Here is a 21,060-nt window from a genome sequence, read left to right as displayed (position 1 = left end):
TCATAAATTCATGATTCATGTCCATATACGTACACCTGTTTTTGGCTAAAAAATTTTAAAAAACTGATAATCAGTATATTGAAATATTTGGGTCAGATTTTGAAATAGGAGTGGTACAGATATGAATTGAATTGGGAATTTATACTATTCATTCTAAACATTACGAAAATGAAACCAACTATTTTAACTCAGAAAAATGTATGTGCCTTTTTAGGCCTATTGATGGCTTTGACAATTTTATGGTCAGCCAGTGCAGAAGCGAAAGTGAATACTTTCGATGTGGTGACTTCCAATATGGAAGTGAATGATACTTTAAGTGATACCAAGGAAATAGCACAAGCTTTGGAGATCGATTTGAAAGATATCAACGTAAAGGCTTTGCCTACCATTACCTTTATCAATAAGTATGGAGAAGTGGTAGCCGAGTTTTATGGTGAGAAATCTGAGATTGAAGGAAAATTCAAAGAATTACTAAAAAATGGAATTTTTATGATGGCTACTGGCAAGCACGAATTTTACCTTATATGACAGTTTAGTTGATTGTTTGGTTTTTTGAAAATAAAAAAGGTGAGCATTGCTCACCTTTTTTATTTTATCAGCTTTCTGTGATGGTATTCAGTTTGGCTAGGAAGCCGTTATAATATTGTCTTCCGACCTGCACGACAGGTCCGGAAATGAGAGAAATGTCTTTTGTATTAAAGCTTTCTATTTGGGCTAATTGCACTATGAAAGACTTTTGAACCCTTAAGAATAGGCTGGAAGGCAATTTTTCTTCCATATCTTTCATAGATTTTCTAATGGTAAAGTTCCTTCCTTTGCAGTAGATGGTGACCATGTTGCCATTGGCTTCTACATAGTAGATGTCTTTGTAAAGAACCCGCTCATAAGCATTATCTGACTTGATAAAGACAGCATCCGTCACCAAGTAAGGGCTTTCGTCGATATTGGCAACGGTAGCCGATGAGACCGGTGCTGGTTTTGCTCTTTTGTTGTAAAGAACAATTTCAACTATGGCGTGGATGTCATTTGTGTTAAATGGCTTTACAATGAAACCTGCAGGGTTTATCCTTTTTGCTCTTTCGATTATAGTAGGGTCAGAATATGATGTAACAAAAACCAATGGTGCATCCACCATTTGCTTGATAATTTCACCGAGTTCTATTCCATCTTTATCCCCTTTGAGCTTGATGTCCATAAACACCAAGTCAGGCCGGTATTTTTTGACCACTTTAATGGCTTGGTTGGCTGAATTGGCTGTGTCTATGTTGACATATCCTAAAAGCTCCAAAATCTCTTCAATATTTTCAGCAATATTGATATCGTCTTCGACGATTAAAATTCTTTCCTCTTTCATAGTGCTTACTTGAGAAATTTAAGCGTTAAATTTTTTTATAAAATAGATTTTTATAGATACAAAACCAATATGTTCCTCTATTTACAAAATTTGGTTCTGAGAATCAATAAAATGCGTGATTTTATTGACTATATTAAAATCACATACAATTAAAGGCTCATCATATCCTTAAACCTTGCAGCTTGTCTTCTACTCACCTCGATTCTGTCACCACCTTTTAAAGTAACAACCAGTCCTCCATTGAACCAAGGCTCGATAGCTTCTACCCAACTTAAGTTGATGATGTGCTTTCTACTTGCTCTGAAGAAAGACTTTTCATCCAACCTCTCGTCAAGTGCATTGAGCGACTTGTGTATCATCGGCTTGTTGTTGTCAAAGTAGACTTTGATGTAATTGCCATCAGATTCAAACAACCTTACGTTTTGAAGTTTGACAAACCAGCATCTGTCTCCATCTTTGACAAATACTTGATCATTGAGGGTAAGCTTTTTGTTCTGTTGTGATTCGGTAGCACTCTCTTGTCTGTCTTGGGCATCTACAAGTTTCTTTTGAAGCCTTTCTATTGCTTCTCCTAGTCTTTTGGTCTCAACAGGCTTGAGTAAGTAGTCTAGTGCATTGACTTGAAATGCCTTGAGGGCATATTCGTCGTATGCAGTCGTGAAAATTACATGTGGTACATTGTCCAACTCTTCCAGCAAATCGAAGCCCGTTTTTTCCGGCATTTGGATGTCCAAGAAAACCACATCGGGGTTTAAAGATTCAATTTTATCTTTGGCATCATCTACGTTGTTTGCCTCACCGACCACTTCGACTTGGTCAAATTGTGAAAGTAAGTTGATCAGCTCTTTTCTGGCTAATCTTTCATCGTCGATTACAAGTGCGCGCATTTTTAGTTAAATTTTAACCTAATGTAAGGTTTTGTTTTGGAATTTTTATTTCAGTGATGACAAAATCGCTACCTGAGTTGAAAATCTTGAAAGAAGCCCTGCTTCCATAAATCAATTTCAACCGCTGTATGGTATTGCTGATTCCGTGACCTTCGCCATCTTTTTTTTTGGTCAACGCATTGGGTTTCAGTTGTCCGCTGTTTTTTACCTGTATAATTAAACTATCAGAAATACCCTCATGACACTTGATCTGAATCAAGCCGCCTTTGAGTCTATTTGAAATACCATGTTTGATGGCATTTTCCACGATTGTTTGAAGCATCATAGGTGGAACTTTGTATTCGTATGCTGTAGGATCAATCTCGTATTTAACGTCGAGCCGTTCTTCAAAGCGTATAGATTCAAGGTTTAGGTAGTCTTTGACAGTATTGAATTCATTCTCAAAATCGATTGTCCTCTTTTTATCCATCATCAGTGAAAACCGCAAAATATTGGACAGCTGAGTGATGGCTGACTTGGCCTTAATGGGATCTTCATCTACCAAAGCCCTGACACTGTTCAATGCATTGAAAATAAAGTGTGGATTCAACTGGCTTTTGAGGTGATTGAGCTGTATTTCGTTGATTTTTGCCTGGTACTTTAAGGATTGATTGTAATTGTCCAAAAAGTGAAAAAGGAAATACAACATGGCCCATAATGCATAGAATAGAAAGCTTACAAATATGTTTCCCGCAATAGCTATCGGCCGGAAATCTACTTCTGGGTTTAATGTATCAAAGATCCAATTGATCAGAACCTGAGCGATGGTATTGGTGATGCTCAATGCGATTATGCCCAAGAAAGTATAAAACAATAACCGGCCAAAGCTAAGGTTGAACCAGCCGTATTTTTTCAACACATTCCTGAACACATGTGTGGAAAAAAGATAAAACGCCGATAATGAAAAGAATGCACCCACTTGCACTGGAGATACTCCACTGTACAACGAGACAAAAAACAAGTAGATCAATGCCAAGCCTGACCAACCCAATATCTGCAGACTCCAATATAAGCGAATTCTATTCATAAGCGGGATTCAAATATAGCTAAGCCTTTGACAGATTGACTATTCTTTTTACAGCAGGGTATTTTATCCGCAATGGAGGGTTATATAAGGTGCTCAACTTAATTCTTCCTTCAAAAATCTGGCAGTGTGACTTTTGGGGTGCTTGGCTACTTGCTCAGGACTTCCTTTGACGATAATCTGACCTCCTTTTGATCCTCCCTCTGGTCCTAGATCTACGACGTAGTCCGCAACTTTGATGATATCCATGTTGTGCTCAATGATCAAGACTGTATTGCCTTTATCCACCAATCTATTGAGTACTTCAAGTAAGTGTTCAATATCTTGAAAATGGAGCCCCGTGGTAGGTTCATCTAAAATATAGAAGGTTTTACCTGTATCTTTTTTGGACAATTCAGTCGCCAATTTTACGCGCTGTGCTTCGCCTCCTGATAATGTGGTCGCATGTTGCCCAAGGGTAATGTATCCAAGACCAACATCGTTTAGGGTTTTGATTTTCCGCAATATTTTCGGTTGATTTTCAAAAAAGTCAACAGCCTGCTCTACGGTCATATCCAATACATCAGATATTGATTTTCCTTTGAACCTTACCTCCAAAGTCTCCCTGTTGTATCTTTTGCCTTTGCAGGTTTCACAAGGAATATGAACATCAGGAAGAAAATCCATTTCTACCAGTTTCATACCTCCTCCTTCACAATCTTCACAGCGCCCACCTTTGACATTAAAGCTAAAACGTCCAGGTTTGTATCCCCTGATTTTTGCCTCTGGCAACTCAGTGAATAAAGCCCTGATATCTGTAAACACCCCTGTATAAGTAGCGGGATTTGACCTAGGCGTTCTTCCAATTGGAGATTGATCCACCTCGATCACCTTGTCCAAATGCTCTAGACCGGCTATACTTTTATAAGCTAAGGGTTCTCTTTTGGATTTATAGAAATGCTGATTGAGTAATGGATACAATGTTTCGTGGATCAGGGAGCTTTTTCCAGACCCTGATACTCCTGAGATACAAATCATGGTGCCAAGGGGAAGTTTTAAGTCTACGTTTTGAAGGTTATGACCTGAGGCACCCTTCAAAATAAGGTGTTCTCCACTTCCCTTTCTCCTTTTGTCAGGTACTTGAATGCTCACCTTCCCATTCAGGTAGTTGGCTGTAAGGCTGTTTTTTTGCAAGATTTCATTTGGAGTCCCTGCCGCTACTATCTGTCCACCATGTCTACCTGCTCCAGGCCCTATGTCAATCACAAAATCTGCAGCTAACATCATGTCTTTATCATGTTCTACTACAATGACAGAATTACCCAAGTCCCGTAAATCTTGCAGCGCTTTGATAAGTTTGACATTATCCCTTTGGTGCAGACCAATACTTGGCTCATCAAGAATATAAAGTACTCCCACCAGTTGGGTTCCTATTTGTGTGGCCAACCTGATCCTTTGTGCTTCTCCGCCTGAAAGGGTTTTCAATGGTCTATTCAGTGAAAGGTAATCCAGCCCAATATCCAGAAGAAAGCCAATTCGCTTCCTTATTTCTTTGAGCACCTCTTTAGCAATCACATTTTGCCTTTCGTCAAGCCTGTCTTCCAGGTTTTCAAACCATTCCCCAAGGCTTGTAATGTCCATATTAGCAAGCTGACCAATATGTGTATCGTCAAGTTTGATATGTAGAGATTCCTTTTTTAACCGATATCCATCACAATCCGGACAGGTCTTGGTAATTGTAAATTCACTTACCCAATCCTGTATCTTGTCGGTGCCGCCTTCTTGCTGTTTTTGTAGGAAGTTGACAATACCTTCAAAAGTTGTATGCCATTTGGTGCCGGGATACTTGACGGAGTCAACAGCTACTTCTACTTTATCTCCATACAGCAATATATCCACTACTTCCTCTGGAAGTTTGGCGATCGGTGTCGAAATGCTGCATTTGTAATGCTTGAGGATGGCTTCTACTTTTTTGAAAATCCAGACATCCCGATACTCTCCCAAGGGAGCGATTCCACCTCTTGTGATGCTCAGACTTGGGTCAGGAATGATACTTTCTTTTGTGATTTCATCTATGACTCCTAATCCATTGCAGGATGGACATGCTCCGTACGGACTGTTAAATGAAAAAGTGTTTGGAGCAGGTTCATCATATGAAAGACCTGTAGTGGGATCCATCAGGTATTTTGAAAAGTGATGGATGTTACCTTCTTCATCCCTCAGCATGATAATGCCCTTTCCATGTTGAAGAGCCGTTTTCAATGATTGACTGATCCTAAAACGGTCTTCTTCATCTGCCACGATCCTGTCAATTACAATTTCGATATCATGGATTTTGTATCGGTCTACCTGCATTTTAGGCTGTACTTCCATGACTACACCGTCTACTCGCACTTTGGAAAAGCCCATTTTGCGAATTTGCTCAAAAAGCTCCCTGTAATGCCCTTTTCTTCCTTTTACTACTGGAGCAAGGATATACAGTTTCTTCCCCTTAAAGTTTTCAAAAAGTTGTTCTACAATCTGGTCTTCTGTCTGACGGATCATTTTATGACCACTGAGATAAGAATACGCCACACCTGCCCGGGCAAATAGTAATCTCATGAAATCATAGATTTCTGTGACAGTTCCTACTGTTGAGCGTGGATTTTTTGAAGTGGTCTTTTGCTCTATTGAAATGACTGGCGAAAGTCCGTTGATTTTGTCTACATCAGGCCTTTCCATTCCGCCCAAAAAGGAGCGGGCATAAGCGGAAAAGCTCTCCATATACCGCCTTTGACCTTCTGCGTAAATGGTATCAAAAGCCAATGAGCTCTTTCCGCTCCCACTCAAACCTGTAAGAACGATGAGTTTGTTTCGTGGAATGGCAATGTCTATGTTTTTGAGATTGTGTTCCCTGGCGCCAAAGATTTCAATCAACTCTTCTTTTTTCTCAACTAATTGGTTTGACATGGGGGATATGGACATGTTTTTAAAGCTTGCAAAAATACATAGAATAGATGGGGATTCCGAAATGAGTCCTTACATAAAACCCATCAGACTTTACAAGGTTTTGTTTTTGGGCTTATTCTTTCTCCTTTTCTGCCCTTCGAGCTTCCCTTCTCTCCTTTCGGGTAGGCTTCTCTTCCTTGTCCTTACTCCCAAATGAAATATTGATCAACTTGTTAGAACTTTCTTCTCCTGACCTTTCGGCTTTTGCCTTTTCTCTCATGTCAGAAATTTCTTCCCCAGTTAGGGTCGATTTGAGTCCGGAAAAAATAAGTTGCCACCAATAATGGAACATGGATTTATGTTGAAGCCTCATGAAATATACATTTCCCTTTTGAAGGTTCCCTCTTTTGTCAGGATTGTTGGATTTAATCACCAGTTTATTGGCCACAAATGCTCCCAATTTTCTCAATAGGTTATTGTCACTTTCAAAATCTTCGTTCAGAATTTCTATTTCCAGGTTCTCATACCGAAAAATCAATTCCCCGCTTCCTTCGTAATTATTGGCAGCTATGTTAAAGTCCAGCCTATTCACTTTTCCTGATTTTAAACCAATTTTTGCCTCTGGCTCTACCATGGTATTTATAGACCTGAGATCCAGATCCCGGAGTGTTCCTGACATTTTGAAGTCGTGCATTTCAGTATTCAGGAAATAGATAAGCTTGACATCCAAAGTGCCCTCACCCATTATTTTCCCTGAAGCTTCAATCAAGATTTCATTATTTTCATCGATTTTTTCACTAATGTTGGTGACATTGCTGGCATGTGCATTGACTTCAGAAAAATGAATGTGACCCGCAGTGGGAGCGTCATTATCAGGTCTTTCCTCAACTTTGATAAAAGCGTTTTCCAAGATAAAATTGTCAACACGTATTTTTTGATCCAATTTCTCAAGGATTTGATTGATCATCTGAGGTCTTCGAGCTTTGTCTTCGGGCTTTCTCTTGTCTTTGAAAGCCACTAGTTCAAGATCTCGCGCAAACACGGTGTCTACTTCGATGACATTTTTTTGGAAAAAATGCATGAAATCTACACCCTTAAGCTCCATGCTTGCATTGTCGATCTCTATCCAAGATTTTTCCTGATCAAACTGTGAGGTGTATTCATATTTTCCTTCTTTGTTCAAGAGACCTACATATCCCAAAGTCATCGCGCCCGTTTTGGTATCGAGTTCGATATTTTCGACCCTGGTGTATTGCCTGAATTGGTCAAAATGGAACTCTGCACTTTCAATCGTCCCGTGTACAGAACCGACATCAAACAAAGCTTTGTTATCCCTTAGGTACTCTTTTGGGAGTTTGAAATCAAAGGCTTGCAGGTCCATATCCACCATTGACATCCTAAGGGAGTCATTTGTGCTGTCCTTAAATTCAACTGTGAAATCCCGCAATTCAAAGAAACCGACTTTAATTGCATCATAATCACGGTTCTTTTTTTCTTCAGTTTTTTCCTCTTTTCTTTCTTTGTCCCCATTGACAAGAGAGTCTAGAGGAGGGCTAGAAGAAACTACACTAATATTGTCTACAAATGCTGAGTCTACGGAAATTGTATTTTGAAACAGAAAAGCATACCAATTGAAGCCTGTAATGTTGAGCCTTTCAACATTGAGATTGAACTTCATTTTTTGCTCATTTTCCAATGATGGTGGGGTCACTTCAATATCCTTGATATGGAGAAAAGTACCCTTGTAATTGTAGTCCAGGACAATTTCGCCAAAATGTACCTCATGGCTACCAAAGGTAGATGTCCTTGTAATCATATTGCTGACGATGCGGTCAGCATTTTGATTCAGGTAAATAGACACAAAAAATGGGACGGCGCGCATGACAAAAGCCACAATGCCTAAAAAAATGAGGACGCCCCATAGGATTTTTTTCATGTCATTACATTAAGTGGCTTTAAGTTATGGATTTTAGACGAATACTTTAGATACTACAGATTAATTAGTAGCCGGTAACTTGATTATATATTCCTTTCCTCTTTTGACCTTAAGCTTGGAAGACCTCAACCAAGGGTTGTGAATTTTGAGTTCCTTGTAATTGCTATTGTGTTTGATCGACCAGGCAGCAAGGTTATCGATATCTTGGTCTACTGTCAGTTCCCTTAAAACAGGAACTTGATAGCGTTCACTTTGGTCTAAGTTAAAGCCATATTTTTCAGGATTTTCAAAGATCTCTTTGAAAGCCAATATTCGGAAGAGGTACCGGCTTGTCTCATCGTTAAGCAGAAGATCGTAGTAATTTGCTTGTTTCTGTTCTTGGAGTCTTTTGCCAAAACCTGTAATACCCATATTGTAACTGGCTGCGACAGCTGTCCAATTTCCAAATTTGGCAAAAGACGATTTAAGGTATTTGCATGTTGCCAACGTTGATTTTTCCAAGTGATAGCGTTCATCTACTTCATCACTGACTTCAAGGTTATGTTCTTTTGCGGTAGCTGGCATAAATTGCCAGAAGCCCCTTGCACCAGCTGGGCTGACTACATTCATCAGGCCAGATTCAGCCATTGCCAGATATTTGAAATCGTCAGGTATTCCCTGCTCATGAAGGATTTTTTCTATGGTGGGCAAGTATTTGTAGGACCGCTTCATCAGCAGGATCATATTGGATTGCCAATAAGCATTCACATAGATTTCCCTTTCGAAGCGTTCTCTTACATCATTTATGTGCAGAGGTACTGCCTCTTCAGCGAATGTGATGCTTTGAGGGAGGTCAAAAGTCCGGACTCTGGGTTCAGGTATGGAAAAAGTAATAACTTCTCCCGTACTTGATTCAACGGTTATTTCTTCAGCATGAAGGGTGTTTTCGCCTTTTTCCGAGGTTTTGAGAAAAAGAAGCAAAAATAACAAACCTATAAGGCCATAGAGTATAAATATATGTGTTTTGTGCAACATCAAAAGTTAGGGGTAAGAAGGTACTTGCTGTAGAAATCGTCAATAACCTTTACCGCTTCTGTAGCGTCGTCCACCAGGATAAATAGGTCAAGGTCTTCAGCATTTATATAATTGTATTGTTCCAAAAGGGTCTTCTTAATCCAATCCATGAGACCAGACCAGTATTCCTTGCCTACAAGGACTATAGGGAACCTGCCGATTTTGATGGTCTGAATCAAAGTCATGGCTTCGAACAATTCATCTAAAGTGCCAAAACCTCCTGGTAGAACCACAAAGCCTTGAGAATATTTGGTAAACATCACTTTTCTGACAAAGAAGTAATCAAACATGATCATCTTGTCAGGATCAATATAAATGTTGCCTTTGGCCTCGAATGGCAGCTTGATACAAAGCCCTACAGAACGGCCATTTTCAGAAGCAGCACCTTTGTTTGCGGCTTCCATGATACCAGGGCCTCCTCCTGTAATAACTCCATAACCATGTCGCACGAGTTTGGCGGAGAGTTCTTCCGCCACTTTATAATGAGGGTGTTCGGCTGGTGTTCTGGCAGATCCAAAGACAGATACACAAGGGCCGATTTTAGAAAGTTTTTCAAAGCCTTCTACAAATTCCGAAATCACCTTAAAAATTACCCAAGAATCCGTACTCTTGATTTCATTCCAGTCCCTTTCTTTGAAGGCCTTACGGATTTTTTCTTCTCTTTTTTCGTCAAAATTGTCAAACCTGTTACTCATATGTATTCCTTTTTTCTTGATTAGTCAAAGGCTCAAAAATAAACTTTAAGCCAATAAAGATAGAACTTAAACGAAGGATAATAAAAGTAGTACTGATTTTATGAGTTTGAATCAAACAAATCACCTTGGCAGAGACCGTCCTATTGCTTACTATGGAAACTCTAAGTACTTTCGCAAGCTTTTAATTTGAAATCTATGAACCTTAGGGAAAAGTCGCAGGAAGTCAGGACTTTGTTCAACGAACTTGACCTCGAAATCAAGGCCTTTTTGGATGCCAGCCAGCTCGGTTGCATTGCAGGCTGTGGCAAGTGTTGCGCCAACCCTAAAGTAAACGCCTCAGTGTTGGAATTTTTACCTTTTGCCTTCGACATGTATGAAAAAGGTAAAGCTGAAGCTGTTTTTGAATTGTTGGAAAAGACATCGGATGAAGATTTTTGCATCGTATACAAAAGCTTCTCTCTAGACGGTGCCTCAGGTTTCTGCTCTGACTATCAAAATAGAGGCTTAATCTGTCGGCTTTTTGGCTCTGCAAGCCGAACCAACAAAGAAGCCAAAAAAGAAATTATTACCTGCAAGATCATCAAGACCCAAAAACAGGATGAGTATTTGCGTGCTGCGGTAGAGGTCAATAAAGACATGCCAATTCCCTCCAGTGCAGGGACATATAGGAGACTGAATAATATTGACAGCAGATTGGCTGAAGAGCAATTGCCAATCAACCAAGCGATCAAAAGTGCTTTGGAGAGGGTATTGACCTATATGTTTTACACGGAAAATCAGGAACCGGAAGCCACTGAAAGTTTTTGATGCCAGCTTTTTGCTGTATATTGGAATCTTAATTACCAATAAATAAAAGTTTTTTATGATCAATGTTTCTGAAATAGTACAGACAATCAAACAACTTGTAGAAGTAAGAATTGAGCTGATCAAAGATGAAATCAGTGAAAGGCTTTCCGCTATCATGACCAAGATTGTGATTTTGGCCACTATGGTCATTGCCACTTTGCTTATGTTGTTGTTTGCCAGTATTTCACTTGCTTTTTACTTAAGTGAACTACTATATTCTACATATAAAGGGTTTCTTTACGTAGCCTTCATATACCTTTTAATTTTTGTTTTACTCCTGTTTTTGAAAGATGCAAAGGGTCTTTTGAATTCAATAAAGAGTTTTGTTGCAGGATTTATTTTTGGTAGAAAAAGCAAAAGGTAATGAAAGAGGACTTGAAAAAGAAAGCCGAAGAGCTAGAGCAAACCCTTAGCATGCAATTGAATATTGCCAAAAAGGATTCTGAAGATTGGATAAAAGTAGGAGCAGGAGCACTTGTTGGAGGCTTAGTAGCTTTTTCAGTTTTTAGGTTGTTGTCAGGCAAGAAAAACAAAAAAACCGAACAAGTATTGAAGGTTTTGGAAAGAGAAGGATTGCTGGATGAGGATCTTGAAAAGAAACTTACCCAAAAGCAAAAATCCGGATTCTTGGGTCGGGTTGGAGCATTGATGCTCCCAGTCTTGATTAGCTATGGTAAGCAACAGTTTATCAATCAAATTGGCAAACAAGACACAGAGTTAGAAGATGAATAATTCAATTAAAGACCTGATTGAGAGTTTTTATCATTCGGGGCGTAAGGGCTTGATTTGGCTCATTGATCCAGATGATTTTCAATCTAAGGCTGATTTTAGTGAAAAGGTTATCAGGGCAGTCAACGCCAAAGTTGATTTTTTTTTCTTGGGGGGTAGTCTTTTACAGCGAAATAATATCCAAGAAATCATCCAATTGATTAAAAGTATTGATACCGACACACCTGTAATTCTTTTCCCCGGAAGTGCCATTCAATTTTCCCCTCTTGCCGATGGGATTTTGTTTATGTCCCTGATATCTGGGCGTAATCCAGAGTTTCTTATTGGGCAACATGTGAGTATAGCTCCCGAATTAGCCAAAAGCCAAGTAGAGACCTTGCCGACGGGATACATGTTGGTAGATGGAGGGGAAATGACTTCTGTGCATTACATCAGTCAAACTATTCCTTTGCCCAATCATCGCCCTGAACTTGCTGTTGCGACTGCGCTTGCAGGGAAATTTTTAGGATTAAAATATTTTTACCTAGATGCCGGAAGCGGAGCACCTGTTCCTGTTTCTTCTGAGATTATTCAGAAGGTAAAAAAAGCTGTGGCAGCACCCTTGATTGTTGGTGGTGGACTGAATAGCTTGGAGAAAATCAAAACAGCTTTCCAGGCTGGGGCAGATTTGGTGGTTTTAGGCAATGCTGTGGTTGAGAATATGGAGCTTTTAGAGGAGGTGTCCTCATTTTTAGATACTGTACATTTTAGAGTCAATTAAGATTTTAGGCCACAAAGGCGCTAACACGCAAAGGGTTCCCCAAGTTTTTTGTGGTTATTCTTTTGCCACAAAGAAGCAATTAAAGAAATGAGCCACAAAGACCCAAAGGCACAAAGGATTCGCCAACCCTAGGTTCAAATATCTACCAGTATCTAATATCTATTAATATCAATTTTTACGCTTCGCCTAGGTTACTGTCCCCACTAACCGAAACTTAAAAAGCGCTTCGTGATTTTCTTCGTGACATACACGCTTACACCATAGATCTAAATTGCTTCAGAAACCTTACATCGTTTTCAGTGAAAAGGCGTAGGTCTTTGATTTGGTATTTAAGCATGGCTATACGCTCTATTCCCATTCCAAATGCAAATCCTGTATACTTTTTAGAATCGATGCCACAGTTTTCCAGCACATTTGGATCGACCATTCCTGAACCGCCGATTTCTACCCAACCTGTGCCTTTACACACATTACAGCCTTTGCCACCACAGAGTTGACATGAAATGTCAATTTCTGCACTTGGCTCCGTAAATGGGAAAAAAGATGGTCTAAACCTCACTTTGGTCTCTTTGCCAAACATTTCTTTGGCGAAGTGGTAAAGCGTATTTTTCAAATCAGCAAAACCTACATTTTCATCTACATATAAACCTTCCACCTGATGAAAAATGCAATGAGCTCTTGCCGAAATGGCTTCATTTCTGAAAACCCGGCCCGGAGACAAAGTTCTGATAGGAGGTTTTTGATTTTCCATCACCCTTACCTGAACGGAAGAAGTATGCGTCCGCAATGCGATATCAGGATTTTTTTCTACGAAAAAGGTATCTTGCATCTCCCTCGCCGGGTGATTTTCAGGGAAATTTAATGCAGTGAAATTGTGCCAATCGTCTTCGATTTCAGGTCCTTCAGATAGATTGAAGCCAATTCTTTCAAAAATCTCAATAATACGCTGCCTGGTGGCGGTGAGCGGGTGAATACCTCCTGCCGCAATATTGGTAGCTGGTAAAGTAAGGTCAATATCGGTTGATTTTGACTTTTTGGAGGATGAATTTACTTTTTCAATCAGTTCCTGGAATTTGGCTTCAGCCAAAACCTTGACTTCATTTACCAATTGTCCGTAAGCTTTTTTCTGTTCATTGGGAATATCCCTCATGCCGGCAAACAATTCACCGACTACAGATTTTTTGCTGATATATGACATTCTATAAGCCTCAAGTTCTTCGGCATTACTCGCATCTGCTGATGCAATAGCGGATTTGATGGCTTCAATTTTTTCCTGATGCATGTTTTGGTTTTTTAATCAGAGGCACAAATCTAAAACAATTGATGGTAAATACATTTTTTTGATCCTTCAAAATCCAATGTATACCAGATATCCGTAAATCCTGCCATAACATTTAAACCAATATTATTTATGAAAACCATGAGATTCTTCCAAGCGGCTATTTTGGCCATGTTTGTTCTGAATGCTTTCACAGCTTTTGGACAAAAAGAAAAAACAGTTGAAGTAGGTGGCGCACCTATGTATCCTTCCAAAAACATTGTAGAAAATGCAGTGAATTCCAAAGACCACACCACATTGGTAGCGGCAGTACAGGCTGCAGGTTTGGTTGAAACGCTTCAGACTGCAGGACCATTTACAGTTTTTGCGCCTACCAATGCTGCATTTGAGAAATTACCGGCAGGTACAGTTGAAACTTTGGTAAAACCAGAGAACAAAGAGACTTTGACCAATATCCTTACCTACCATGTAGTCTCAGGCAAGTTGGGCTCTAAAGAAATCGCTGATGCTATCAAAAAAGGCAATGGTAAAGCTTCTTTCAAAACAGTAAGTGGAGGTGAATTGACGGCATGGATGAAAGGAAAAGACCTTTATATCTCTGACGAAAACGGGAACCAATCCAAGGTGACCATAGGCGATGTATTTCAATCAAACGGTGTTATACACGTTATAGATACCGTGGTTTTGCCGAAAAGCTAAACCAAGTAAAACTAATCCCACGCAAACCAATAGCCCTGCCGACATTTTTATCGGTAGGGTTTATTTTTTGGTAGCAACTTTATACTCTTGTCCATGAGCCATAATCCCTCTTACTATCAAGAGCTGTGCGAGTATATAAGTGCCCATGACCAAAACCCCCGATTCAGGAAAAGGCTCGAAAAATTTGTTGATGGCAAGAATACCGTCCGAGACTACAAAGAAAAGCCCCCCGATAAAAACCTGCCAGAAACTGATGGCATTGGTATTCCCAAATCTCTCTCTCGCTACAGTGGCCATCATCACAATGACAATCAGGTAAATGATGACAGGCCATTTCATATTACCAAGTCCCGGCTGAATCAAGAAATAGACGAAAGCGGCGATGATATAAATGGGGAGATTATAAAAGAAGAGCCTTATGAAATTGACCTGTCCTATAGCGAAAGGATTTTTTTGGGCGATCTTGAAGGCGAAGATATAGCATAGGTGAGCGAGTAAAAAAGCCCCAAGGCCATATAAAAAGAGATTTGGAAATAGAAGCAAGACATCCCCGGCCCAAGAGCAAATCAATGCAGCACTTACAGCTTTTCGCAGTGTAGTTCCTTTGATGGCTACACTCGATGCAATAAAATAGGCCCATAAAGAAAGGATTATCAGAGGTTTTGAATAATACCTGTATTCCAATTGCCCATTGGCGGTAAAGAGAATATCAATGATGCTGACAAAAAGGAAAAGGTATAGCCAAAGCAAATTTCTTTTTTTCATTTTGATTGGATGGTTTATTGCTAAATATATGGAGATTATACCCTTAATTTTCCCCTTTTTACACGAATAGAGCGCTTAACATTGGGTTAAAGATTTCTTAACACACTTTTTGCCCGAGATAATTAATTTTGAGAAAAGGGCTGTTTTATGTGAATTCAAACGATTGAATTGGCAAAATTTGCATGATTTTAGAATTTCCTTCCAAATTCAATGTTAAGAAATTGTTAAGTAATGATGTGAATTAATGTTAAAACTTAACAATAACTAAAATGAAAACTTGGATAAGACCTCTACATTTGTAGCTGGAAAACAAAACTTATTTCTAAACTAAATCTTAATTTTCCACAAAAAACAAAAATTATGAGGCAATCATTACTAAAGAGTCTTTTTGCAGTGTTGATGCTGGTTTTTGCAGCCGGTACAGCATATTCGCAAGGGGTTACGACTGCTAGCATGCAGGGGGTTGTTACGGATGCTTCCGGTGAAACACTTCCAGGAGCTAACATTGTGGCGGTACACACGCCATCAGGAACTAGATACGGTGCGGTTTCCAACGTGGATGGTCGTTTCGTATTACCTAACGTAAGGGTAGGTGGTCCCTACGCAGTTACTGTTACATTCGTGGGTTTTGAAGATAGGGTTTTTGACAATATCAACCTTTCTCTTGGACAGAACTACAACATCAATGCAGTAATGTCTGATGGAATGGAATTGGATGTTATTGAGGTAATCACTACTAAAGGTGGAATCTTGGATGCTGACCGTACCGGTGCTGCATTGAACCTTGGTAGCGATAGAATCAATTCTCTTCCTACTGTAACGAGAAGTGTAAATGACTTTACCAGATTGACTCCGCAGTCCAATGGTAACGCTTTTGCGGGTACTTCTTCAAGATTTAACAACTTTACCATTGATGGTAACATCTACAACAACAACTTCGGACTTGGTTCTGGACAGTTTGCGGGCGGTAATCCTGTTTCTGTGGATGCTATTGAAGAAATTCAAGTTAACCTTGCTCCTTATGATGTTCGTCAAGGTGGATTTACTGGTGCTGGTGTAAATGCTATTACCAAATCCGGTGACAACACTTTCAGAGGTTCTGCTTATTATTTCTTGAGAAATGATCAGATGCAGGGTACCAAAATAGGTGATAATTTTATTCCTCAAAATGACGCTAGAAATGAAATTATGGGCTTTAGATTGGGTGGTCCAATTATTAAAGACAAATTATTCTTCTTCGTCAACTATGAGACTGAAACAGAATTAAGCCCTTCTATTTTGAGAAGAGCTGCTAGAGATGGCGAAACTCCAGATGGTCAATTCATTTCAAGAGTCCCATTGTCTGAAGCGAACTTCGTTAGAGATAGATTAAACAGTATATATGGTTATGATACAGGTGCTCCTGATTCTTATCCATTCAACTCTGAGCAGACAAGATTGAATGTAAGGTTAGATTATAACATCAATCAAAACAACAAATTGACTGTTCGTTATAATGGTTACACTGCCTTTACTGATATTCCTACTAATGGAAACTCAATCAGATATATCCAAACAAGATTTTTTAATACCAATAGAACAGGTGTAGAAGGTATCAACTTCAGAAATGCCAACTATACCAATGATAGAAGAGTCCAGTCTGTTGTGGCTGAATTGAACAGCAGAATTGGTTCTAATATGTCAAACCAATTGAATATTGGTTACACTTCCGTTACGGATCCTAAAAGAGGTATCCCAGGTGGTCAAGCATTTCCTTTCATAGAAGTACTTGAACCAGATGAGTCTGGAAACCCACTTTACTACATGTCAATGGGTAATGAGTTGTTTACTGTAGGTAACTTGTTGGAAAACAATATCCTTAACATCACAAACAACTTCTCAATCTTCAAAGGTAAGCACACATATACTATCGGTGGTAACTTTGAGTACATGACTTTTGACAACGCGTTTAACCCAACTTTCAATGGTTTCTATAGATATATTGGGTATGACAACTTCGTAGAAGGTGTAATCAACAGAAATCCAAACGTTTTCCCTGATGCATTTGCTAAAGGATTTGCTTTGGATGGTTCTACTACTCCTCCAACTGATGCCACAAGATTTGGCCAGTTAGGTTTCTATGTACAGGATGAATATCAAGTTACTTCTCAATTGAAAGTGACTGGTGGTTTGAGAGTTGATCTTCCATTCTACCCAATCGATATTCCTCAAAACGAATTGTTGAACAATTTGAACAAAACGTTCACAGCTCCTGATGGATCTACTTTCACACCTGATGTTTCTGTATTCCCTAAAATTAATCCATTGTTCTCACCAAGAATCGGTGTAAACTGGGATGTGAATGGTGACAGATCTACAGTAATTAGAGGTGGTACGGGTGTATTCTCAGGTCGTATTCCTTTCGTATGGTTGTCTAACCAAGTAAATGGCTCTGGTGTAATCAGAGGTGGTTATGGTTTAGAAGGACAAGAAGTAATTGATGCAGGTATTACTTTCAATCCTGATGTGACTGCTTACAATCCTGAAAACCCAGGTCAAACCTTGTCAAATGAGTTGAACTTGACTGACAGAAACTTCAGATTGCCTCAAGTATGGAGAACAAACCTTGGTGTTGACAAGCAATTGCCATTCGGTATTATCGGTGCATTTGATTTCATCTACTCAAGAGATGTAACTACTCCAATTGCTAACAACTTGGTATTGAGAGACCCTGATGGAACATTGAATGGCCCTGACCAGAGACCTTTCTGGACTTCTCAGCCAGGACTTGCAGGATACTCTAATGATCCTGACTTTAGAAATGCTTTCTTCTTGACCAACGCCAACAGAAGAGCTGATTATGTTTCAGCTACTGTAAGTTTGGAAAAAGCATTTGAAGGTGGTTTCTATGCAAATGTTGCCTATACCCTTTCAAGAGCTAGAGACTTGGATGCTGCCGGAGGTTCACAAGCAATCTCTCTATGGCCTTCAATTGTTCAAAGTGATAGAAACAACCCTGAGCTTGGTTTTGCTCAACACGATCAGCCGCAGAGATTGATTGCTAACTTGTCTTACACAACCAAAAACACTACTATCTCTCTATTCTACGAAGGTGGTAATGCAGGAAGATGGAGCTACACTTATGCAGGTAACTTCGGTGATGCCTCAAACAGGTTGATCTACGTACCAAACAGCGCTTCTGAATTGAATTTCGAAGAATATACTTTGAATGATGTAGTTTACACTCCTCAGCTTCAGGCACAATTGTTCGATGCTTACATAGATCAAGATGCTCTTTTGAGTAAAAGTAGAGGTACTGTGTTGGATAGAAATGCTGGTCTTAGACCTTGGGTTAATACTTTTGATTTGAGTTTTATCCAAAGGGTTAACGTTACAAGAGATGACAAAAATAGATTGGAGTTTAGATTAGACTTCATGAACGTAGGTAACTTGTTGAATTCTGAGTGGGGTGTACCTCAAATAGAATGGCAAAGAAACCCTCTGAACTTCAGAGGAAGAAATGCCAACAACGAGCCAGTTTACAGAATCACTACCAATCCTGGAACAACTACTATCATCAATGATACTTTCAGACTTTCAAACAGCATTGCTAACGTTTGGAGAATGCAAGTTGGTCTTAGATACTCTTTCAATTAATACTTGAAAGACCATAAATTAAAAACGCCGAGCGAAAGCCCGGCGTTTTTTGTGTTTTAAAAAAAAGGCCTGATGTTATTTGAAGCATCAGGCCTTTTTCATATCTCTTTTTATGGAAAAACTACTTGGCCTCTGCCAAAATATCTCCATAGCTGATACCCATATGACTATTGTCATAAGTGGCTCTGCCATCTTTGATAAGGATTACTTGTGGAGACTGATGCATCACCCCAAATTCATTGGCAATTTCATCAGAAACCTGTCTGTAGCTGATCAGGTCTAGGTAATAAGGTTTGATGATTTCAGAATCCGAATCCTTCCAGTTCCTTGTAAGTCTGTCCAAGGCCATGCTGCTGATACTACATCGCGTGGAGTGCTTAAAAATCAATACAGGTTTTTCTTTGCTGAGGTTTTTAAGTTCCTCTATTTGCGCTAATTTCTCTATCTTTTCCCAATTCATCTCTTAATAATTCTTAATTCAATAAGGGTTAAATAACTTTGGCCTGAAAATAGTTCCTTGTATAAATTCCTAAGCTTAACCAATCATTCCTTTTCAATAGAGTTCATGCGACAAATTCTCCGATTAAGTATTCTTTTGGTCTCCCTATCCATTTTTTCTTGTAGGACAATACGTCCTGAAAGACCACCCGCAGCTTCTGTGGCAGCTGATATGCCTGAAGCAGTTTCTAAAATCAACGTTCCTATTGTAATTCCCCTCTCTTTTTTGGAAGATAACCTCAACAAGAGTCAGGGAAGCAAGCTATTTGCTGATAAAGGCTTGGAGCTTGGTTCAGGTCTTTTTGCGGATTTGGATATCAACCGTAACGGTAAAATCAGTATCAGAGCTGTAGAAGGGAATACCCTTAAAGTGAAAGTTCCTATGAATGCAAAAGGGGATATGAAGATCGAAAAGAGAGTTTTTGGCCAAAATTTGTCTACCAATTTCCCATTTAATGAAAACTTGGCACCCGAAATCAGCTTTAAACCTGAAATTGGAAGAAATTGGGACCTCAATGTGAGCAATCTGCAGATTGATAATTGGGGTAGGTCATTGAGTTATAACTTGCTCGGCTTTGAGATCAATTTGGAACCTTTGATTAAAAACCAGCTTCAGAGGGTTTTGGATAATCAATTTGCGGCTGCTGACCTTACACAGTTTGACTTCAAAAATATGGCTCAAGCTACTTGGGATGCTTTTTCGGAACCTTACACCATTGAAGAAAGTGGAATCACAGCACACTTTTATGCTCTGCCCGATAAGTTAAAAGTAAAAGAAGAGTTTACGCTTGACCAAAACTTAGTCCTCCATCTGGGTATTGAGGGAGAAATGTTTTCCAAATTAGGGACTAAGCCTGTTGTACCCAAAAAACCCTTGCCAAACATCTCAAGCAATGAGGATACAGAAAATTACATAAACCTAACCCTGCCACTAAGTATTCCTTACAGTGAATTAGATGATTACCTTAATGAAGCTTTTAAAGGCCAACAGATCCGAACCAATAGGACGACTGTGCTAAGGCCTTCCAACCTTCATACCCAACAATATGGGGACAAAACTTTGCTGAGCATGGACTTCGTGGCTTTGAGGGAAGGAAAAAAAGATGTGAGTGGAAAAATGTATTTCGCTGGGAAGCCCCGTTACGATGATGAAAGCCAAACTTTGATTTTTGATGAACCTAAATTTGATGTAGATGCTGGTGATTTCTTCACCAACTTGGGTATTAGAATGAGAAAAGGAAAGATCCAGCGGCAAATCAAAAAGATGGCTGTGCTGTCAATTGGGGATATGATGGATACGGCTAAAGAAGAATTGCAGCAGCGAGCCTATATAGATACAGAATTTGCGGACTTCAAAGTGGTTCAACCTGACCTGAAGATTGAAGGTATTTATCCAACTGAAGAAGCCATCAATATCTTTATCAAAGCCACTGGGAAGGTGGATGTGAAGCTGAAGAAGTTTTAAAGGGAGGAAGGATGAGAAGAAGTCAGAGAAACAAGAATCAAGAGACAAGATTGGCTCGAAATCAGTGGGATGGTAGTATTATCGAATAGTCTCGTAAATTGTCCTTCGTAAATCGTAAATTTAAAAATGCTGTTTTAAAATAAATTTAAACCAAATGGGACAGAAAGAAAAACCGGTTTTTGAAAAGAGGATTTTTTGGGATGTGGATTTTGAGAAGCTGGATTATGATGCAAAAGCAAGGTTTGTGATTGAGCGTGTATTCGAAAGAGGAGATGTACAGGATATCCGTAATTGCAGAAGGTACTATGGAGATGAAAAAATCTCAGAGGTTTTGTTGACTGCCAAATTTTTGCCTGAAACAAGGATGTATTTGGCAGCTGCAGTAATTGATAAACCTATTACAGAATTCAGATGTTACAAACTGAGACAGTCGAACCCGGAACTTTTTCCATATTAAAAAGAAAGTCAGGGATTACCTGAAATAAAAT

General features: G+C 39.3%; 19 protein-coding genes. 9 read left to right on the top strand and 10 right to left on the bottom strand.

Going from position 1 to position 21,060, the window contains the following annotated elements:
* The first annotated feature begins 168 nt into the window (after positions 1 to 168).
* Positions 169 to 528 (top strand): hypothetical protein, encoded by a 360-nt coding sequence (locus CLW00_RS16595; RefSeq protein WP_106134815.1) that lies wholly within the window; start codon positions 169 to 171, stop codon positions 526 to 528.
* A gap of 67 nt (positions 529 to 595) precedes the next feature.
* Here the strand turns inward: CLW00_RS16595 and CLW00_RS16590 are convergent, their stop codons facing one another.
* From CLW00_RS16590 to CLW00_RS16560, 7 genes are all read right to left on the bottom strand, one after another.
* Positions 596 to 1,354 (bottom strand): LytR/AlgR family response regulator transcription factor, encoded by a 759-nt coding sequence (locus tag CLW00_RS16590; RefSeq protein ID WP_106134814.1) that lies wholly within the window; start codon positions 1,352 to 1,354, stop codon positions 596 to 598.
* 149 nt (positions 1,355 to 1,503) lie between these two features.
* The gene (locus tag CLW00_RS16585; RefSeq protein WP_106134813.1) at positions 1,504 to 2,241 is read right to left on the bottom strand and encodes a LytR/AlgR family response regulator transcription factor; all 738 of its coding nucleotides are present in this window, start codon (positions 2,239 to 2,241) and stop codon (positions 1,504 to 1,506) included.
* Positions 2,242 to 2,254: 13 nt separating this feature from the next.
* Positions 2,255 to 3,307: a sensor histidine kinase gene (locus tag CLW00_RS16580; protein WP_106134812.1), complete on the bottom strand. Its 1,053-nt coding sequence runs from the start codon at positions 3,305 to 3,307 to the stop codon at positions 2,255 to 2,257.
* 93 nt (positions 3,308 to 3,400) lie between these two features.
* Positions 3,401 to 6,232, bottom strand: a complete 2,832-nt coding sequence (gene uvrA, locus CLW00_RS16575) for an excinuclease ABC subunit UvrA (RefSeq protein ID WP_106134811.1) — start codon at positions 6,230 to 6,232, stop codon at positions 3,401 to 3,403.
* Positions 6,233 to 6,344: 112 nt separating this feature from the next.
* Positions 6,345 to 8,147, bottom strand: a complete 1,803-nt coding sequence (locus CLW00_RS16570) for a hypothetical protein (protein ID WP_106134810.1) — start codon at positions 8,145 to 8,147, stop codon at positions 6,345 to 6,347.
* Between the two features lie 60 nt (positions 8,148 to 8,207).
* Positions 8,208 to 9,161 carry a lytic transglycosylase domain-containing protein gene (locus CLW00_RS16565; RefSeq protein WP_106134809.1) on the bottom strand — a complete coding sequence of 318 codons (954 nt, stop codon included), beginning with the start codon at positions 9,159 to 9,161 and terminating at the stop codon, positions 8,208 to 8,210.
* Positions 9,161 to 9,895, bottom strand: coding sequence for an LOG family protein (locus CLW00_RS16560; RefSeq protein ID WP_106134808.1), 735 nt, complete (start codon positions 9,893 to 9,895; stop codon positions 9,161 to 9,163). The genes CLW00_RS16565 and CLW00_RS16560 overlap by 1 nt, the downstream gene beginning before the upstream one ends.
* A gap of 195 nt (positions 9,896 to 10,090) precedes the next feature.
* On the opposite strand from CLW00_RS16560, the gene CLW00_RS16555 reads away from it, so the two are divergent.
* From CLW00_RS16555 to CLW00_RS16540, 4 genes are read left to right on the top strand one after another with little or no spacing between them, the layout of a single operon-like run.
* Entirely contained in the window at positions 10,091 to 10,702 is a 612-nt protein-coding gene (locus CLW00_RS16555) for a YkgJ family cysteine cluster protein (RefSeq protein ID WP_106134807.1), read from the top strand.
* Positions 10,703 to 10,757: 55 nt separating this feature from the next.
* Positions 10,758 to 11,105 (top strand): phage holin family protein, encoded by a 348-nt coding sequence (locus tag CLW00_RS16550; RefSeq protein WP_106134806.1) that lies wholly within the window; start codon positions 10,758 to 10,760, stop codon positions 11,103 to 11,105.
* The gene (locus CLW00_RS16545; RefSeq protein ID WP_106134805.1) at positions 11,105 to 11,473 is read left to right on the top strand and encodes a hypothetical protein; all 369 of its coding nucleotides are present in this window, start codon (positions 11,105 to 11,107) and stop codon (positions 11,471 to 11,473) included. Before CLW00_RS16550 ends, CLW00_RS16545 begins: the two co-directional genes overlap by 1 nt.
* On the top strand, positions 11,466 to 12,230 hold the full coding sequence (locus CLW00_RS16540; protein ID WP_106134804.1) for a phosphoglycerol geranylgeranyltransferase: 765 nt from the start codon (positions 11,466 to 11,468) through the stop codon (positions 12,228 to 12,230). The genes CLW00_RS16545 and CLW00_RS16540 overlap by 8 nt, the downstream gene beginning before the upstream one ends.
* A 253-nt stretch (positions 12,231 to 12,483) precedes the next feature.
* On the opposite strand, the gene CLW00_RS16535 is transcribed toward CLW00_RS16540, so the two are convergent.
* Positions 12,484 to 13,512: a phenylalanine--tRNA ligase subunit alpha gene (locus tag CLW00_RS16535; RefSeq protein ID WP_106134803.1), complete on the bottom strand. Its 1,029-nt coding sequence runs from the start codon at positions 13,510 to 13,512 to the stop codon at positions 12,484 to 12,486.
* Positions 13,513 to 13,641: 129 nt separating this feature from the next.
* Here CLW00_RS16535 and CLW00_RS16530 point away from each other — a divergent pair, with 129 nt between their 5' ends.
* Positions 13,642 to 14,208: a fasciclin domain-containing protein gene (locus CLW00_RS16530; RefSeq protein ID WP_106134802.1), complete on the top strand. Its 567-nt coding sequence runs from the start codon at positions 13,642 to 13,644 to the stop codon at positions 14,206 to 14,208.
* Between the two features lie 60 nt (positions 14,209 to 14,268).
* Here the strand turns inward: CLW00_RS16530 and CLW00_RS16525 are convergent, their stop codons facing one another.
* The gene (locus tag CLW00_RS16525) at positions 14,269 to 14,973 is read right to left on the bottom strand and encodes a lysoplasmalogenase (RefSeq protein ID WP_106134801.1); all 705 of its coding nucleotides are present in this window, start codon (positions 14,971 to 14,973) and stop codon (positions 14,269 to 14,271) included.
* 360 nt (positions 14,974 to 15,333) lie between these two features.
* On the opposite strand from CLW00_RS16525, the gene CLW00_RS16520 reads away from it, so the two are divergent.
* Positions 15,334 to 18,609 (top strand): TonB-dependent receptor, encoded by a 3,276-nt coding sequence (locus CLW00_RS16520; RefSeq protein ID WP_106134800.1) that lies wholly within the window; start codon positions 15,334 to 15,336, stop codon positions 18,607 to 18,609.
* 121 nt (positions 18,610 to 18,730) lie between these two features.
* On the opposite strand, the gene ytxJ is transcribed toward CLW00_RS16520, so the two are convergent.
* Positions 18,731 to 19,069 carry a bacillithiol system redox-active protein YtxJ gene (gene ytxJ, locus CLW00_RS16515; RefSeq protein ID WP_106134799.1) on the bottom strand — a complete coding sequence of 113 codons (339 nt, stop codon included), beginning with the start codon at positions 19,067 to 19,069 and terminating at the stop codon, positions 18,731 to 18,733.
* Between the two features lie 105 nt (positions 19,070 to 19,174).
* Between ytxJ and CLW00_RS16510 the strand changes: the two genes are divergently transcribed.
* Positions 19,175 to 20,572, top strand: coding sequence for a DUF4403 family protein (locus tag CLW00_RS16510; RefSeq protein ID WP_106134798.1), 1,398 nt, complete (start codon positions 19,175 to 19,177; stop codon positions 20,570 to 20,572).
* 154 nt (positions 20,573 to 20,726) lie between these two features.
* The gene (locus CLW00_RS16505; protein ID WP_106134797.1) at positions 20,727 to 21,029 is read left to right on the top strand and encodes a DUF6922 domain-containing protein; all 303 of its coding nucleotides are present in this window, start codon (positions 20,727 to 20,729) and stop codon (positions 21,027 to 21,029) included.
* Positions 21,030 to 21,060: the final 31 nt, after the last annotated feature.

It is taken from the genome of Mongoliibacter ruber, from assembly GCF_003003005.1.
Taxonomy (GTDB): Bacteria; Bacteroidota; Bacteroidia; order Cytophagales; family Cyclobacteriaceae; genus Mongoliibacter; species Mongoliibacter ruber.
The sequence above is the reverse complement of the archived record's forward strand: the minus strand, read 5'-3'. Positions and strand labels throughout refer to the sequence as shown.

Coding starts and splice junctions, on each gene's coding strand:
- CLW00_RS16595 (WP_106134815.1), top strand. CDS start 169: ATGAAACCAACTATTTTAACTCAGAAAAATGTATGTGCCTTTTTAGGC.
- CLW00_RS16590 (WP_106134814.1), bottom strand. CDS start 1,354: ATGAAAGAGGAAAGAATTTTAATCGTCGAAGACGATATCAATATTGCT.
- CLW00_RS16585 (WP_106134813.1), bottom strand. CDS start 2,241: ATGCGCGCACTTGTAATCGACGATGAAAGATTAGCCAGAAAAGAGCTG.
- CLW00_RS16580 (WP_106134812.1), bottom strand. CDS start 3,307: ATGAATAGAATTCGCTTATATTGGAGTCTGCAGATATTGGGTTGGTCA.
- uvrA (WP_106134811.1), bottom strand. CDS start 6,232: ATGTCAAACCAATTAGTTGAGAAAAAAGAAGAGTTGATTGAAATCTTT.
- CLW00_RS16570 (WP_106134810.1), bottom strand. CDS start 8,147: ATGAAAAAAATCCTATGGGGCGTCCTCATTTTTTTAGGCATTGTGGCT.
- CLW00_RS16565 (WP_106134809.1), bottom strand. CDS start 9,161: ATGTTGCACAAAACACATATATTTATACTCTATGGCCTTATAGGTTTG.
- CLW00_RS16560 (WP_106134808.1), bottom strand. CDS start 9,895: ATGAGTAACAGGTTTGACAATTTTGACGAAAAAAGAGAAGAAAAAATC.
- CLW00_RS16555 (WP_106134807.1), top strand. CDS start 10,091: ATGAACCTTAGGGAAAAGTCGCAGGAAGTCAGGACTTTGTTCAACGAA.
- CLW00_RS16550 (WP_106134806.1), top strand. CDS start 10,758: ATGATCAATGTTTCTGAAATAGTACAGACAATCAAACAACTTGTAGAA.
- CLW00_RS16545 (WP_106134805.1), top strand. CDS start 11,105: ATGAAAGAGGACTTGAAAAAGAAAGCCGAAGAGCTAGAGCAAACCCTT.
- CLW00_RS16540 (WP_106134804.1), top strand. CDS start 11,466: ATGAATAATTCAATTAAAGACCTGATTGAGAGTTTTTATCATTCGGGG.
- CLW00_RS16535 (WP_106134803.1), bottom strand. CDS start 13,512: ATGCATCAGGAAAAAATTGAAGCCATCAAATCCGCTATTGCATCAGCA.
- CLW00_RS16530 (WP_106134802.1), top strand. CDS start 13,642: ATGAAAACCATGAGATTCTTCCAAGCGGCTATTTTGGCCATGTTTGTT.
- CLW00_RS16525 (WP_106134801.1), bottom strand. CDS start 14,973: ATGAAAAAAAGAAATTTGCTTTGGCTATACCTTTTCCTTTTTGTCAGC.
- CLW00_RS16520 (WP_106134800.1), top strand. CDS start 15,334: ATGAGGCAATCATTACTAAAGAGTCTTTTTGCAGTGTTGATGCTGGTT.
- ytxJ (WP_106134799.1), bottom strand. CDS start 19,069: ATGAATTGGGAAAAGATAGAGAAATTAGCGCAAATAGAGGAACTTAAA.
- CLW00_RS16510 (WP_106134798.1), top strand. CDS start 19,175: ATGCGACAAATTCTCCGATTAAGTATTCTTTTGGTCTCCCTATCCATT.
- CLW00_RS16505 (WP_106134797.1), top strand. CDS start 20,727: ATGGGACAGAAAGAAAAACCGGTTTTTGAAAAGAGGATTTTTTGGGAT.